The 13,830-nt window shown below is 67.8% G+C and carries 16 protein-coding genes; 6 read left to right on the plus strand and 10 right to left on the minus strand.

The annotated features are described in order from the left end of the window. Nucleotides 1-3: 3 nt before the first annotated feature. Entirely contained in the window at nt 4-429 is a 426-nt protein-coding gene (locus HWX03_RS27500; RefSeq protein WP_175873411.1) for a PACE efflux transporter, read from the minus strand. A gap of 147 nt (nt 430-576) precedes the next feature. Here HWX03_RS27500 and HWX03_RS27505 point away from each other — a divergent pair, with 147 nt between their 5' ends. Then, the gene (locus tag HWX03_RS27505) at nt 577-1,521 is read left to right on the plus strand and encodes a LysR substrate-binding domain-containing protein (RefSeq protein ID WP_175873412.1); all 945 of its coding nucleotides are present in this window, start codon (nt 577-579) and stop codon (nt 1,519-1,521) included. Here the strand turns inward: HWX03_RS27505 and HWX03_RS27510 are convergent. The 3 genes from HWX03_RS27510 to HWX03_RS27520 all read right to left on the minus strand — a co-directional run bounded on the left by HWX03_RS27510 (nt 1,508) and on the right by HWX03_RS27520 (nt 3,806). Further along, the gene (locus tag HWX03_RS27510) at nt 1,508-2,656 is read right to left on the minus strand and encodes an exo-alpha-sialidase (RefSeq protein ID WP_175873413.1); all 1,149 of its coding nucleotides are present in this window, start codon (nt 2,654-2,656) and stop codon (nt 1,508-1,510) included. The two genes, HWX03_RS27505 and HWX03_RS27510, sit on opposite strands and share 14 nt — an antisense overlap. A 75-nt stretch (nt 2,657-2,731) precedes the next feature. Beyond that, on the minus strand, nt 2,732-3,001 hold the full coding sequence (locus HWX03_RS27515; RefSeq protein ID WP_089500577.1) for a MoaD/ThiS family protein: 270 nt from the start codon (nt 2,999-3,001) through the stop codon (nt 2,732-2,734). Between the two features lie 115 nt (nt 3,002-3,116). Beyond that, a complete protein-coding gene (locus HWX03_RS27520; RefSeq protein ID WP_175873414.1) occupies nt 3,117-3,806 on the minus strand; it encodes an aspartyl/asparaginyl beta-hydroxylase domain-containing protein in 690 nt (229 codons plus the stop codon). A 210-nt stretch (nt 3,807-4,016) separates the two neighbouring features. Here HWX03_RS27520 and HWX03_RS27525 point away from each other — a divergent pair, with 210 nt between their 5' ends. Beyond that, entirely contained in the window at nt 4,017-4,361 is a 345-nt protein-coding gene (locus HWX03_RS27525) for a DUF4148 domain-containing protein (protein ID WP_175873415.1), read from the plus strand. Between the two features lie 71 nt (nt 4,362-4,432). Then, complete coding sequence (locus HWX03_RS27530) at nt 4,433-4,708, plus strand: DUF4148 domain-containing protein (protein ID WP_175873416.1); 276 nt, start codon at nt 4,433-4,435, stop codon at nt 4,706-4,708. Nucleotides 4,709-4,885: 177 nt separating this feature from the next. On the opposite strand, the gene HWX03_RS27535 is transcribed toward HWX03_RS27530, so the two are convergent. The 3 genes from HWX03_RS27535 to HWX03_RS27545 all read right to left on the minus strand — a co-directional run bounded on the left by HWX03_RS27535 (nt 4,886) and on the right by HWX03_RS27545 (nt 7,606). Continuing rightward, nucleotides 4,886-5,413, minus strand: a complete 528-nt coding sequence (locus HWX03_RS27535; RefSeq protein ID WP_175873417.1) for a cytochrome b — start codon at nt 5,411-5,413, stop codon at nt 4,886-4,888. A gap of 70 nt (nt 5,414-5,483) precedes the next feature. Continuing rightward, nucleotides 5,484-6,950, minus strand: coding sequence for an ATP-binding protein (locus HWX03_RS27540; RefSeq protein ID WP_175873418.1), 1,467 nt, complete (start codon nt 6,948-6,950; stop codon nt 5,484-5,486). Further along, nucleotides 6,947-7,606, minus strand: coding sequence for a response regulator (locus tag HWX03_RS27545; RefSeq protein ID WP_175824124.1), 660 nt, complete (start codon nt 7,604-7,606; stop codon nt 6,947-6,949). Before HWX03_RS27545 ends, HWX03_RS27540 begins: the two co-directional genes overlap by 4 nt. Nucleotides 7,607-7,897: 291 nt before the next feature. Here HWX03_RS27545 and HWX03_RS27550 point away from each other — a divergent pair, with 291 nt between their 5' ends. The 3 genes from HWX03_RS27550 to HWX03_RS27560 all read left to right on the plus strand — a co-directional run bounded on the left by HWX03_RS27550 (nt 7,898) and on the right by HWX03_RS27560 (nt 10,565). Then, nucleotides 7,898-8,248 (plus strand): hypothetical protein, encoded by a 351-nt coding sequence (locus HWX03_RS27550; protein ID WP_175873419.1) that lies wholly within the window; start codon nt 7,898-7,900, stop codon nt 8,246-8,248. 62 nt (nt 8,249-8,310) lie between these two features. Beyond that, the gene (hpnI, locus tag HWX03_RS27555) at nt 8,311-9,480 is read left to right on the plus strand and encodes a bacteriohopanetetrol glucosamine biosynthesis glycosyltransferase HpnI (RefSeq protein ID WP_175873420.1); all 1,170 of its coding nucleotides are present in this window, start codon (nt 8,311-8,313) and stop codon (nt 9,478-9,480) included. Next, nucleotides 9,477-10,565: a lysylphosphatidylglycerol synthase domain-containing protein gene (locus HWX03_RS27560; protein WP_175873421.1), complete on the plus strand. Its 1,089-nt coding sequence runs from the start codon at nt 9,477-9,479 to the stop codon at nt 10,563-10,565. Before hpnI ends, HWX03_RS27560 begins: the two co-directional genes overlap by 4 nt. 78 nt (nt 10,566-10,643) lie before the next feature. Here the strand turns inward: HWX03_RS27560 and denD are convergent, their stop codons facing one another. The 3 genes from denD to HWX03_RS27575 form a co-directional block, all read right to left on the minus strand. Beyond that, nucleotides 10,644-11,615, minus strand: a complete 972-nt coding sequence (gene denD / locus HWX03_RS27565; RefSeq protein ID WP_175873422.1) for a D-erythronate dehydrogenase — start codon at nt 11,613-11,615, stop codon at nt 10,644-10,646. A gap of 28 nt (nt 11,616-11,643) precedes the next feature. After that, nucleotides 11,644-12,420: a 2-oxo-tetronate isomerase gene (gene otnI / locus HWX03_RS27570; RefSeq protein WP_175873423.1), complete on the minus strand. Its 777-nt coding sequence runs from the start codon at nt 12,418-12,420 to the stop codon at nt 11,644-11,646. 75 nt (nt 12,421-12,495) lie between these two features. After that, nucleotides 12,496-13,821, minus strand: coding sequence for an MFS transporter (locus HWX03_RS27575; RefSeq protein ID WP_175873424.1), 1,326 nt, complete (start codon nt 13,819-13,821; stop codon nt 12,496-12,498). Between the last annotated feature and the right edge of the window lie 9 nt (nt 13,822-13,830).

The following is a 13,830-nucleotide window of genomic DNA, read 5'->3' on the forward strand; positions in this document are numbered from 1 at the left end:
GACTCACGACCCCTTCGTCGCCGCCGGCACGTCGAACACGCGATCGAACGCCCACTGGAACACGAACGCGTAGCAGAAGAAGAACGCGAACAGCCCGATATCGACGACGAACGCGTCGAACCACGAGATGTCGAGCCACCACGACACGACCGGCACGAGGATGAAGATCAGCCCGCCCTCGAATCCGGTGGCGTGCAGGATCCGCCGCCCGAGCGTACGCGCCGGTTGCCGGCGCGACGCTTCCCAGCGCTCGAACAGCGCGTTGAAGATCATGTTCCACAGCATCGCGATCGCCGACATCGTCGCCGACAGCGCGCCCGAATAGACGAGGTCCTGCTTGAAGAGCGCCGCGATCACGGGCGAGATGCAGGAAATGGCGATCGCTTCGTAGAGCACCGCCTGCGTGATCCTGCGCGGTAGGCCTTGCACGGGGTTCCTCCGGTTGGACGGCAACCATCGCGGCGCCATGCCGCAACGTTCCGCAAGGCTAGCCGCGTTGCGCACCCGCTTCAATTCACCTAATCTCACCCCGATTGAATCGAATTCAACCCGGCCGCATCCGGCCCGCGAGGCTCCGTGTTCTCGAAAATTCCCCTGACCGCATTGCGTGTATTCGAAGCGTCGGCACGGCTTGGCACGTTCAAGGCCGCCGCGGACGAGCTGTCCGTGACGCCGGCTGCCGTGTCGCACCAGATCAAGTCGCTGGAGAGCCGCGTCGGCGTGCTGCTGTTCGAGCGCGGCGCGGGCGGCGTGCGGCTGACGGAAGACGGCGAGCGGTTGTTTCGCGCGAGTCACGATGCGTTGCTGGCATTGAGCCGCGGGCTCGACGCCGTGCGTCCGGATGCGGCCGGCGAGCGCCCGCTCGTGCTGACCACCACGCCCGCCTTTGCGGCGATGTGGCTGATTCCGCGTCTCGGTGCGTTTCGCCGCGTCGATCCGCATCTGCACATCAAGGTCGAAACGGGAAACGCGCTCGTCGATCTCGAACGCGATGCACGGATCGATCTCGCGATTCGCGCGACGTCGCGCACGTTTCCCGCGCTGCACGAGATTGCGTTGATCGACGAGTATTTCGGCGCGTATGCGGCCGCCGGGTTCGACGCGCATCGCACCGACGAGCCGCTCGACCTGATCGAGACCGTGTGGGATACGCCGCTGCCCGTGTCGATCGACTGGGCGTCGTGGTGTCGTGCGGCGGGCCGGGAAGCGTGGCTCGAACGCGCGGTGTTTCGCCATTACGACGACGAGCATTACGCGTTGCAGGCCGTGCTGCACGGGCAGGGTATCGCGCTGCTCAGTTCCGTGCTGGCCGCCGAGCATGTCGAGCGCGGTGCGTTGACGTCGATCGAACCCGTGGTGCGGCTCGACGGTGCGCGCTTCGTCGCGCTGTGCCGGCCGGGGCGCGAGCGCGAGCCGCAGGTCAGGCGGTTTCTCGACTGGCTCGAAGCGGAAATCGCACGGACGCGCGATGCGGTCGCGCGGATGGCGCCCGATGATGCTCGCGCCGCTACCCGAACCTGACGCAATACACCGGCGGCAAATGCGCCGATACCTGTCGCCAATTGTCGCCGCCATCGGCGGACGTCCATAACCCGCCGGTCGTCGACGCCATCGCGAGGCGCGTGCCGGAATCGTCCACCGCGAGCCCGTGCCGGTACACGAGGTCGTACGCGGGCGCGACCGGCAACCCGTTCGACAAACTCTCGAAACTGCGGCCGCCGTCGCGCGTGCGCGTGACGACGAACCGGCCGTTCACCGGAATCCGGCACGCGTCCTTCACGGCCGGCACGAACCACGCGGTATCCGGTTCGTGCGGATGCACGGCCACCGCGAAACCGAAGCTCGACGGTTGCGCTTCGATCCGCCGCCAGTGTTCGCCGCCGTCGGTCGAGCGGAAGATCGCGCAGTGATGCTGCGTCCACAGCACGTCGGGGTTGGCCGCGCACTGCACGACGCGGTGCGGATCCTGCATGTTCGGCTCGCCGCGTCGCTCGGGCGGCATGTAGTCGGCTTCCATGCCTTCCGCGGTCACGCGCCACGTCGCGCCGCCGTCGACGGTCTGCCAGACGCCGCCGCACGAGATGCCGACGGTGACGTGCCGGCTGTCGCGCGGATCGACCATCACCGAATGGATGCCCGGCGCGTCGTACCCGCCGCCGCCCCATTCGGCGCGTTCGGGGCGATCCCACAGCGGGCGGTTGAGTCCCCACGAATCGCCGTGGTCGTCGGAGCGGAACAGGCCGCCCGGAATCGTGCCGGCCCACAGGACGCCGGGCTCATCCGCGCCGCCGGCTTCGAGCGACCAGATTTGCTGAAGCGTCCACGGCGGCTGCGGCGACCCGGCAGGCTCGTCGTCGGTGTCGCCGCTGCCTGCGTGCGTATCGGCACGGGCGGGCGGCGCGTCGGCGGGCTGCGGCGGATAAACCGGGGCTGCACATTCCTCCCAGTCGGTGGCGCCTGCGGGCAGCCGATGCAACTTCACGCCAAAATGGCCGAGATTGAGCGCCGCATACAGCGTGCCGTCGCGCGGGTCGGCGAGCGCCATGCTGACGGGCTCGCCGATGAAATGCGGTTCGCCGAGCGTCCAGCCGCCATGACCGTCGGGTTGCAGGACGAACAGGCCCTTGCGGGTGGCGACGAGCAGTCGATCGTTCATGTGGATGTCTCCGGATGGTCCGCCTTGGCGCGACGGTGCTTGGTATTGGGGGGATTAGCCTGTGCATCGGCCCCTTTATCCGCCGGTCAGCGCCTGCACGACATACACGCGGCTGGCATCGCCGAGCGCATCGGACAGGCGCTGCCGGTCGCGGATCGGCTGGCCGTCGATGAACACCGACAGGTGTTTTCGCAGCGCGCCCTGGTCGTCGACGATGTAGCCGCGCAGCCGCGGCTGCTCGCTGAAAATGGTGTCGAATGCTTCGCCGACCGTGTGCGCGTCGATGTCGCGCTCGGGCGTTTCGACATGCCGCTGGATCGATGCGGCGAAGAAGAGGTGCGCCATGGCGGTAGCTGGCAGGAGCCGCACGAAGGGATGGCTTGTAGTTTAGGCGATCCGGCGGGTGTCGAAAGGCGGAACGGAGCGGCCGTGCGCGGCGCGTATACGTGACGGGCGGCTGCTAAACCGGAATCGACCGCCCCCTGATCCGGATCCCGAGTCGCACGACGCCGATCACCGCACTCGACAGCCACGTGAGCCAGCGCGGCATTCCGCGCCGGCGGATATCGAGCAGCAGCACGATCCTTACTTCGTCGCTGTCGTTCCACACCTCGTGCGTGAACGTGTCGTCCCACAGCAGGAAGCGGCCTTCGTCGAGCCGGTATTCGTGGCCGTCGACCTTCAGCACGGCGGCCGGCGTGCCGTCCTCGCGTTTCGGCATCGACAACACGAGATAACCGCGCAGGATGCCGCGAAACGGCCCGCGATGCGGCGGGATGTGCTTGCCGGGCGCGAGGAACGACAGCGACGCGGACAGCACGTCCGGCGACGCCGCGACGAGCGACGCGACGCTCGGGCAGCGCGACAGGTTGCGCGCAAACGGCTGGCCGTACGCCTGCATGATGAACATCCGCCAGTCGCGTGCGTCGTTGGCCGAGATGTCGTACTGCTCGCGCATGATTTCGTGAAAGCGCGGGATGCGCGGCATGTCGCGTGCTACCTCCAGCGCCTCCGCGCGGATCGCGGGCCATGCGCGCACGAAACGCTCGGCATCCGGGAATGCGGCCGCGTCGAGCACCGCACCGCTGTCGATATGGCGGTCGTACAGCGTGCGCAGCAGGGCGGCTGCATGGTCGTAGGCGGCGGACATGGTCGATCGATGGGCGGTCCGGATGAAGTGGTGGTCAGTCTGCCCGAAGCACGACGGGCACTGCGTTACGTCAGGTTACGCCGGCTGACGAATGAATGACAGTTCGTTGAAGGTTCGGCAGGCGCGAATGGATAAGCCGGGAATAAACATGGTCCCTCCGTCGTCATACGGGTGTAGCACGTCGTCTCGTTGACTGATGAAGGAGGGAACATGAATATGCACTGGCTGGTGGCCGCCACGGTGGCGGCGATGTCTCTCGCAGGTGTCGCGACGCAAGCGTCGGCACAGGCGCTCACGCGCGAGCAGGTCCGGCAGGAACTGATCGATGCAGAAAACAACGGGCTGCGCTTCGTGACCGATACGTCGTATCCGGACGTGAGCCCGCTGTTCCAGCAGCAGGCCGATCAGATGCCGCAGCGGCAGGCCAGCACGGCGGTCGGCAGCGATCCAGCCATGTCGTCCGAAGCGGGCAAGCCGGCGGCGATGCCGCCGCGTCAACGCGCCGCCGCATGCGTCGGCCCCGCGAGCTTCTGCACGATCTATTTCGGAAGCTGATCCACCCGCCCGCATCCGCAGGTCACGCATGCCCCGTGGTTGATGGTTACGTCACATTGAAGGAGTTCATGATGAAAACATATATCGTAGTACTGACGATGATCGGTGCGATCGCCGGTCAGTCGGCTTTCGCGCAACCGGCCGCGCCGCTGACGCGTGCGCAGGTTCGCGACGAACTGATGCGTCTCGAAGCGGCCGGGTACGACCCGGCGAAGGGCGACGAAGGTGAGTATCCGGCCGACATCCAGGCCGCGGAAGCGAAGCTCGCCGAGCAGGACCAGGCGCGCATGGCGGCGTCGGCTGCGCGGGCGGCCGAACCCGGCATGCCGGCGCAGGTCGGCAACTAGGTGCCGACATGATCGTGTGTGAAGTCTGGCCGTCGTGTTCGCGGGACGGCAAACCGCATGTCCTTCGCGCCATGCGACGTGCCCGAAGGGCGCCGGCCGCGATGCCGCTCGTTGTGCGCCGCCTCGTGCGGCGTCGCAATCAGCTCGTCAACCGGTCACGATGAGCATGCGGGCCGATCACCACGGCATCATGCGCTGCACGACCCGATCGCGCAGCACGAAGCGGTGCATCAGCGCGGCCGCCACGTGCAGGCAGATACCGGCGAAGAGCACCCACGCGAGGATGCCGTGCACGTCGCCCATCGCGTGACCGAATCCGGAGCCGGCCGCCGACAGCGCCGGCAACGGAATGACGCCGACCAGCGTCACGGCCCACGCGCGCGACGACGCGTTGATCCAGCCGAGCAGCGGCACCACGATCAGCAGCGCGTAGAGCGCGCCGTGCGTGATGCCCGACAGCGCGCGCATCGCGGGCGACAGGTCGCTGGCAGGCGGGCGGTGCGTCGCACGCCACAGCACGCGGCACGCCATCGCCGCGAGCAGCGCCGTGCCGACGATCAGGTGTGCGGCGATCAGGCCGATCGGCTGCGTGTCGCGATGCACGTCGGGCATCGTCCAGCCGATCGCGTATTGCGCGACGACCAGCGCCACGATCAACCAGTGGAGGAAGCGGGCAACGGCGTCATAGCGGGCGGGTGTGGGCATGTAGACTCCTGGCGGGCAACGGTGGTGGCGTGGTTCGGGCGGATTGTATGGCCGAATCCTTAACGAAACGTTAAGCAGGCGGCATTGCGTGCGGCGACCGATCGTCGTGCTCGCCGGACGGCTCGGGACGCGGCGTCGATCCGGACGCGTTCGCCGACGGCAGCGCGATGGTCACGCCGAGGCCCTGGCCGCCGATGCCGGATTCGAATTGCACGGTGCCGCCGAAATATTGCGCGATGCGGATCACGATCGACAGCCCGAGCCCGCTGCCGGGCGATTGCGTGCCGCTGCCGCGATAGAAGCGATCGCCGAGCCGTTCGTGCTCGTCGGGTGCGACACCGGGCCCGTCGTCGCGCACGACGATGCGCTGCAGGGTGCCTTCGTCGTGCACGGTGAGCTCGATGCGCCCGTCGCGGCGGCCGTACTTTACGGCGTTGTCGACGAGATTGTCGAGCAGGATGCCGATCAGGATCGGATCGGCGTCGATCGCTCGTGCGGAGAGGCCGCGGGCCACGATATCGATGGCCTTGTCCGCCGCTTTCGCGAGATGGCGCTCGATCGCGGCGTCGACGAGTTCGCGCACGACCACCGCGCGTGCCGGAATGCGTTCGTATTCGTCGAGCCGCGCGAGCAGCAGCAACTGTTCGGCGAGCCGCGCGCTGCGGTCGACGCCTTGCACGACGCGCTGCATCGCCAACGCCTTGCGCGCCGGATCGTCGGTCGCGATCGCCACCTGGGCCTGCACCTTGATCGCGGCGAGCGGCGTCTTGAGTTCGTGCGCGGCGTCGGACGTGAACGCGCGCTCGCGCACGATCGATTGCCGCAGCCTCGCCAGCAGGCGGTCGATCGCGTCGACCAGCGTGCGCACTTCGTCCGGTACGGCCGCGATGCCGAGCGGTTCGAGCGATCGCGCATCGCGCGCGCCGATCAGCGCGGACAGCGTCTTCAACGGCGCGAGACTGCGGCCGATCGTGACCCAGAGCAGCAGCGCGAGCACCGGCAGCGCGACGATCAGCGGCAGGACGATGCCGCGTGCGATGCCGGTCGCCAGATCGCTGCGTGTATTGACGGTCTCCATCACACGCACGCGGCGCCCCGACGTGTTGTCGCGCAGCGTGTACGTGCGCCACTGCGTGTCGCCGATGACGATCGTCTGCGGGGCGCCGCGCGGGTCACGCGCATCGGGCAACCCTGCCGCGGCAGCGGGAAGGCTCGACGCCACGACGTTGCCTTGCGCGTCCCGCACGTCGAACAGCACGTCGCGCGGCAAGCGGTCGCCGTCGTTGTAGGGCCCTGGGTCCGATGCGCCGAACGCGAGTTCGACCCGCGCGTCGGGTGGTACGCGGGCGAGGCGGTCGAGGTCGGCCGGTGCGAGATTGACCAGCAGCGACGCGTATTCGGCGAGACGGGCATCCTCCCATTCGCCGATCTCACGCGTCGCGTAGTGGATGCTGCCGAACACCGCGACGAGCCAGACGGCGGTCACGCAGCCGATCGCCATCAGCGACACGCGGCGTCGTATCGAGCCGGCGATCATCGGAGTTCGATGACGTAGCCGATACCGCGGACGGTACGAATCAGCTCCGCGCCGAGCTTCTTGCGCAGGTTCGAAACATGGACCTCGATCGCATTGCTTTCGATGCCCTCCTGCCAGCCGTACAGGCCGTCCTCGAGACGCGCGCGCGACTGCGGCATGCCCGGGTGGCTGACGAGCTGAACGAGGATCGCCCACTCGCGCGACGTCAGCGCGATGCGCGCCGCATCGCGCGTCACGGTATGCGTGGTCAGGTCGATCGTGATGTCGCGCCATACGATCTCGTCGCCGGCACGGCCCTGCGAGCGCCGCACGAGCGCGCGGCAGCGGGCGAGCACTTCGGACAGCTCGAACGGTTTCGCGAGATAGTCGTCGGCGCCATCGTCGAGGCCGCGGACACGGTCGGCCACGGTGCCGCGTGCGGTCAGCACCAGCACGGGGACCGTATCGCCCGCGTCGCGCAGCGCACGCAGCAGTTCCGTGCCCGATTTGCCGGGCAGGCCGAGATCGAGCACGACGAGCGCGAAGCGCGTCGTCGCGAGCGCTGCGGCGGCCGCATGACCGTCGCGCAACCAGTCGACGTGATAGCCGGCCTGACCAAGGCTGATCTCGAGGCCGCTGCCGATCAGGTCGTCGTCTTCAACAAGGAGGAGTCGCATGGTCGATTCGTGTGCAAGCGTCTGCGATTGTACGAGTGACTGTGCGCGCCGTGAAACGGATTGTAATTGCGCTGCCTCAAATGCCGGCCGATTCTGAAGAACGCTTAAGGTTCGGCGCCGGCAATCCCGCTACCATCGGCCTCAACATGTCTCGGGTGGTTCTCCGCTTCCCCCGATCCCGAACCGGTCGGGCGCGTCCGGCGCGAGCCGCGCGCACCTGTCCGCCAATCCGCGACCCTTTCGATCGACATACGGTCGACGCGTGTCGCCCGTACGAGAGGTTCATTCCTGATGGCACCCTCGACGATCGAGCGATGGCGCGCCTACCTGCTGATCGCCGCACTGGCCGGCATGTTCATCCAGTGTTTCATGCTGGTTTCGCTGCTTGCGTGGCGCGTACCCGAAGCATTTTTCACGACGATGACGTTTCGCATCTGGATCGTCGTGGCGGTTGCCGCCGCGATCCTTTCGGCCCGCAAGCTTGCCGCCGCCGCGTTCAAGGGCGCATTGGACTGCGGCGACGTGCGCGTGACCGGAATCGATCGCCGCACGGTAGTTGTGTCATCTGATTGCGCGTATCGTCAGTTGGTCGTCCTTCATATCCGGCTCAACGGGAACCGATACGGCGGCGTGCACGGGTGAGCTCGCGTGCGCGCCGCCGTTCCCGGGCGTCGCGGTCGTGCGGGTCACCACTGGGGAGAAGCATGGTTTTGCTGCATGTGCTGCGCGCGCTGGCCGAGGCAATGTCGATCGTCTGCGGGCTGGGCGTGGTGCTGGGCATTGCGTACACGATCACGGCCAGCGTGCTGGTCGGTCGGTTCTTTTCGCGGGCGGCGGCGGAGCCGCGCGCGTTTCCGGGTGTCACCATCGCGAAGCCGCTGCACGGCGACGAATGGGATCTCGTACAGCATCTCGAAAGCTTCTTCGCGCAGAATTATCCGGGGCCGGTCCAGCACCTGTTCGGCGTGCACGATGCGGGCGACGCCGCACTGGCGGCCGTCGAGACGTTGCGCGCACGCTACCCGGACGCGAACATCAAGGTCGTGGCCGATGCGCGGCTGTACGGGCCGAACCGCAAGATCGCCAATCTCGTGAACATGCTCGAATACGCGGAGCATTCGGTGCTCTGTCTCGCCGACAGCGACGTGGTGGTCGAGCGCGATTATCTGCGCGCCGTCGTCGGCGCACTACAGCAGCCGGATGTCGGCATCGTGACGAGCGTGTATCGCGGCGTCGCATCGCCGGGCTTCTGGCCCGGGGTTGCCGCAGCGATGACGAACTACCATTTCCTGCCGGGCGTCATTACCGGGCTCTTCATCGGGCGCGCGCGGCCATGCTTCGGGCAGACGATTGCGATCACGCGCGCGACGCTGGAACGCATCGGCGGGCTGGCGCGCTTCGCGCATCACCTGGCGGAAGATCACGCGCTCGGCGAAGCGGTGCGGCGGGCGGGCGCGCAGGTCGTCATTCCGCCGTTCGTCGTCGGGCATGCCAGCGGCGAAGAGACGTTCGCCCGGTTGTACGCCCATGAATTGCGCTGGAGCCGCACGATCCGCGCGGCGGACCGGCTCGGTCATGCGGGGTCGGTGCTGATGCACCCGGTACCGCTCGCGCTGCTGGCGCTGCTGCTCTCCGGTGGCACGGCCGCTGCGTTCGGGTTGACGGTCGCGGCGTTCGCCGCGCGCGCACTGCTGATGCTGACAACGAGCCGCGCGACCGGTGCCGGGCTGCGCGGCGCGCTTTGGCTGCCGTTCGTCGATCTCCTGCAATTCGTGATCTTCGTATCGAGTTTCTTCTCGTCGCATATCGTGTGGCGCGGCACGCGCTTTCGCGTCGACCGGGAAGGCCTGCTGTCGCCGGCGGGGGACTCATGACGACGGAGACGAACACCGGCGCCGCCCGTGCAGACCCGGGCGCTTCGCGAGGCGATGCACGGCTTCGTCACGTGGGGCGCGCGGCCGCGCTCGGCGGGCTGGCGCTCGCGGTGTGGTTGCTCTGGCGCGAGCATCCGCTCGACATCCTGCATCGCCTGCAGATCGCCGGCGCCGGGCTGCTGGTCGCCGCGCTCGCGCACATCCTGCCGATGCTCGCGAATGCGTGGGACTGGCGGATGCTGATTCGCGGCCCGCGCCGGCCGTCGTTCGCGACGATGCTGAAGCTCGTGTGGATCCGCGAATCGATCAACGGCTTGCTGCCGGTCGCGCGCATCGGCGGCGAGATCGTGTCGTTCGGGTTGCTGCGGCAGGCGGGCGTGCGCCCGGCGACGGCCGTGGCCAGCCTCGTCGCCGACATGCAGCTGACGCTGATCAGCCAGTTGATTTTCGCGCTGGCTGCGATCGGCTATGTGCTCGCACACGTGTCGTCCGATGCCGCGCGGGTGGCCGCGAACCTCGCGATCGGCATGGCCGCGCTGGTGCCGGTGCTGCTGCTGTTCGCGCTGGTGCAGCATGCGCGGCCGTTCGAACGCGCGATGCGCGTGCTCAACCGCGTCACGAGCGGCAAGGTGGTGGCACTGGTCGGCGAATCGGCGCGCACCGATCAGTCGCTCCGGATGATCTGGAGAAAGACGGGCGTCGTCGTGCGCTATCTGGGGATCTGGCAGGTGCTGCAGTTCGTGGGCTACGCGCTGGAAATCTGGCTGGCGCTGCACTTTCTCGGCGCGGATCCGACTTTCGCGCAGGCGCTGGCGATCGAGGCGCTGATCCAGCTCGTGAGCAGCATCGCATTCATGATGCCGGGCGGCTTGGGTGTGCAGGAGGGCGGGTTCGTGCTGATCGGCGGGCTGCTCGGGTTCGATCCGCCGACCTGTCTCGCGCTGGCCGGCGCGCGCCGCGTGCGCGACCTGCTGTTCTATCTGCCGGGCTTGCTGGCGTGGCAGCAAGCGGCCGGCGCGGCGCGGCCGCCGTCCGGTGCGAAGCGCGCATCGTCGCCCGTCGGGGAGTCCGTCGGGCCGCGCTGACGCGCCCGACGTCGCCGGCCTGCCGGGCGGGCAGTGGCGCCGCCGATGCGGCTGCTTGCCCGTCGGGCGGCGCGATCATCAGCGCCGTTCGTCCGCGATATGGCTGCGGATCACGTCCGCGAACGACGTGTCGCCCTTCAGCCCGAGCGCTTCCGCACGCGACGTATCCCAGCGGCCCGGCCAGCTGCCGACGATCTTCTCGACGCGTTCGTCGGGCGCATGACGGATCAGCTTCACGACCTCGTCGCCCGCGACTTCGCGCAGCGCCGCGATCATCTCGTCGACCGACACCGACAGCCCCGGCAGGTTGATCACGCGCTTGTTGCCGAGCTTCGCGCTGTCGATCTCGCAACCGGCGACGAGCGCGTCGATCGCGCCGCGCGGCGACAGCAGCCACAGCCGCGTCGAGCCGGGCACCGGGCACACGCTTTCCTCGCCGTTCAGCGGCTCGCGGATGATGCCGCTCGCGAACGACGACGCGGCCGCGTTCGGGCGGCCGGGCCGCACGCTGATGGTCGGCAGCCGCAGCACGCGGCCGTCGACGAAGCCGCGCCGCGCGTAGTCGCACAGCAGCAGTTCGGCGATCGCCTTCTCGGCGCCATACGACGATTGCGGGTTCAGCGCGGTGTCGTCCTGCACGACGTCGGGCAGCGCGCCGCCGTACACCGCGACGGAGCTCGTGAACACGACGCGCGGCTGGTGGCCGCGTGCGCGGCACACTTCGAGCAGCGTGCGCGATGCGTCGAGGTTGATCCGCATGCCGAGATCGAAATCGGCTTCGGCCTGCCCGCTGACGATCGCCGCGAGGTGGAAGATCGCGCCCGTCTGCGTGTCGATCGCGCTGTCGAGCACCGCGCGATCGGCGATGTCGCCGACGATCGACGTCACGCGCGCATCGCCGAAATCGCTACCCTTGACGACGTCGAGCAGCACCAGTTCGTCGATCTTCTCGACACGGCCGTCGGGGCCGGTCAGCTCGCCGCGCTCGAGCAGCTTGCGCGCGAGACGCTGGCCGAGAAAGCCGGCGCCGCCGGTGATCAGTACTTTCATGTTCTTCATCCTCTTGGGAATACGGGAATCACAGGTACGGCTTGATCCAGCCGAGGCCTTCCGACGTGCCGGCCTTCGGTCGATATTCGCAGCCGATCCAGCCGTCGTAGCCAAGCGCGTCGATCAGCGCGAACAGGTACGGGTAGTTGAGTTCGCCGACATCCGGCTCGTGGCGCTCCGGCACGCCCGCGATCTGGATATGGCCGATGCCCGCGAAATCGCGCTTGAGTTTCATCGCGAGATCGCCTTCGACGATCTGGCAGTGGTAGCAGTCGAACTGCACCTTCAGGTTCGGTGCGCCGACTTCCGCGCAGATCGCCTGCGCATCGTCCTGGCGGCTCAGAAAATAGCCGGGCATGTCACGCTGGTTGATCGGCTCGATCAGGATCGTGATGCCGTGCGCGGCGCCCGCCTGCGCCGCATGCCGCAGATTCGACAGATAGGTGTCGCGATGACGCGCGCGATCGGCGCCCGGCGGCACCATGCCGGCCATCACGTGCAGTTTCTGGTTGCCGATCACGCGCACATAGTCGAGCGCCTGGTCGATGCCGCGGCGGAATTCATCCTCGCGGCCCGGCAGCGATGCAATGCCGCGTTCGCCCGCGGCCCAGTCGCCCGGCGGCGCGTTGAACAGCGCCTGTTCGAGGCCGTGCGCGTCGAGGCGCGCGCGGATGTCCTCGGCGGCGAAGTCGTACGGGAACAGGTACTCGACGGCCTTGAAGCCGTCGTGGGCGGCAGCGGCGAAGCGTTCGAGAAACGCATGCTCGGTGTACATCATCGAGAGGTTGGCGGCGAAGCGTGGCATGGCAGCGGGTCCTGTGAATGAATGGGGCGGGGCGCCGTGCGCCCCGCGTCGAATGATGAATCGGCCTGCGGCGGATCAGCGGTTCACGAGTTTCGCGGGCGTGAGCCACACGGCGATCGCGCCGATCACGAGCATCGCGGCCAGCACGTACATGCCGGACGACGTGCTGTGCGTGACGTCCTTCAGGTAGCCGATCACGTACGGGCTCGCAAAACCGGCAAGGTTGCCGACCGAGTTGATGATCGCGATCCCGGCCGCGGCCGCGGAGCCCGCGAGGAACGCGGTCGGCAGCGACCAGAACAGCGGCGCGCAGGTCAGCACGCCACCTGCCGCGAGCGACAGGAACACGATCGACACCGCCGTATTGTGCGAGTACGACGCGGCGACCGCAAACCCGAGCGCGCCCATCAGCGCCGGCACGATCAGGTGCCAGCGGCGTTCGCGGCGCTTGTCCGCACTGTGGCCGAACAGGTTCATCACGACGATCGCGACGACGAACGGAATCGCCGACAGCAGGCCGATCTGCAGCGTATCGGTGATGCCGGTCGATTTCACGAGCGTGGGCATCCAGAACGTGAGCCCGTACTGGCCGGTGACGAACGCGAAGTAGATCAGCGACATCCACCACATGCGCGGGTCCGAGAACACGGCCTTCAGCGAATGGCCGTGCTGCTGCTGTTCCTGCGGCTGCGCGGCGATTTCATCTTCGAGCAGCTGCTTCTCGCGCTCGTCGAGCCACTTCGCGCCGCGGATGCTGTTGTCGAGATACAGGATCGTCGCGATGCCGACGAGCACGGCCGGCACGGCTTCGATCATGAACATCCATTGCCAGCCGTGGAAGCCCGAGCCGCCGTGGAAACGCTCCATGATCCAGCCCGACAGCGGGTTGCCGAAGATGCCGGACACCGGAATCGCGGACATGAACACCGCGATGATCTTCGCGCGGCGGTGCGACGGGAACCAGTACGTGAGGTACAGGATCACGCCCGGATAGAAGCCGGCTTCCGCGAGGCCGAGCAGGAAGCGCAGCACGTAGAACTGCGTCGGCGTCTGCACGAACGCGAACAGCGCCGACAACAAGCCCCACGTGATCATGATCCGCGCGATCCAGATGCGCGCGCCGAGGCGGTGCATCAGCAGGTTGCTCGGCAGTTCGAACAGGAAGTAGCCGAGGAAGAAAATTCCCGCGCCGAGCCCGAACACGGTTTCGCTGAACGCGAGATCCTGCGACATCTGCAGCTTGGCAAAGCCGACGTTCACGCGGTCGAGATATGCGACCACGTAGCAGAGCATCAGGAACGGCACGATGCGCCAGAACACTTTCTTGTAGGTGCGGTCGAGTTCGCCCGATTGGGCGGCCGCGGCGGGCGAGCGGCTTGCGGCCGCATCGAGAGCAGTCATCGTCGTCTC

It is taken from the genome of Burkholderia sp. BCC0397, from assembly GCF_902832865.1.
Taxonomy (GTDB): domain Bacteria; phylum Pseudomonadota; class Gammaproteobacteria; order Burkholderiales; family Burkholderiaceae; genus Burkholderia.

Excerpts from the sequence above, each read along its gene's own strand:
- denD (WP_175873422.1), bottom strand. The coding sequence starts at position 11,615 with ATGAAAGTACTGATCACCGGCGGCGCCGGCTTTCTCGGCCAGCGTCTC.
- HWX03_RS27530 (WP_175873416.1), top strand. The coding sequence starts at position 4,433 with ATGAAAACATATATCGTAGTACTGACGATGATCGGTGCGATCGCCGGT.
- HWX03_RS27560 (WP_175873421.1), top strand. The coding sequence starts at position 9,477 with ATGACGACGGAGACGAACACCGGCGCCGCCCGTGCAGACCCGGGCGCT.
- otnI (WP_175873423.1), bottom strand. The coding sequence starts at position 12,420 with ATGCCACGCTTCGCCGCCAACCTCTCGATGATGTACACCGAGCATGCG.
- hpnI (WP_175873420.1), top strand. The coding sequence starts at position 8,311 with ATGGTTTTGCTGCATGTGCTGCGCGCGCTGGCCGAGGCAATGTCGATC.
- HWX03_RS27550 (WP_175873419.1), top strand. The coding sequence starts at position 7,898 with ATGGCACCCTCGACGATCGAGCGATGGCGCGCCTACCTGCTGATCGCC.
- HWX03_RS27510 (WP_175873413.1), bottom strand. The coding sequence starts at position 2,656 with ATGAACGATCGACTGCTCGTCGCCACCCGCAAGGGCCTGTTCGTCCTG.
- HWX03_RS27575 (WP_175873424.1), bottom strand. The coding sequence starts at position 13,821 with ATGACTGCTCTCGATGCGGCCGCAAGCCGCTCGCCCGCCGCGGCCGCC.
- HWX03_RS27540 (WP_175873418.1), bottom strand. The coding sequence starts at position 6,950 with ATGATCGCCGGCTCGATACGACGCCGCGTGTCGCTGATGGCGATCGGC.
- HWX03_RS27525 (WP_175873415.1), top strand. The coding sequence starts at position 4,017 with ATGAATATGCACTGGCTGGTGGCCGCCACGGTGGCGGCGATGTCTCTC.
- HWX03_RS27545 (WP_175824124.1), bottom strand. The coding sequence starts at position 7,606 with ATGCGACTCCTCCTTGTTGAAGACGACGACCTGATCGGCAGCGGCCTC.
- HWX03_RS27520 (WP_175873414.1), bottom strand. The coding sequence starts at position 3,806 with ATGTCCGCCGCCTACGACCATGCAGCCGCCCTGCTGCGCACGCTGTAC.
- HWX03_RS27515 (WP_089500577.1), bottom strand. The coding sequence starts at position 3,001 with ATGGCGCACCTCTTCTTCGCCGCATCGATCCAGCGGCATGTCGAAACG.
- HWX03_RS27535 (WP_175873417.1), bottom strand. The coding sequence starts at position 5,413 with ATGCCCACACCCGCCCGCTATGACGCCGTTGCCCGCTTCCTCCACTGG.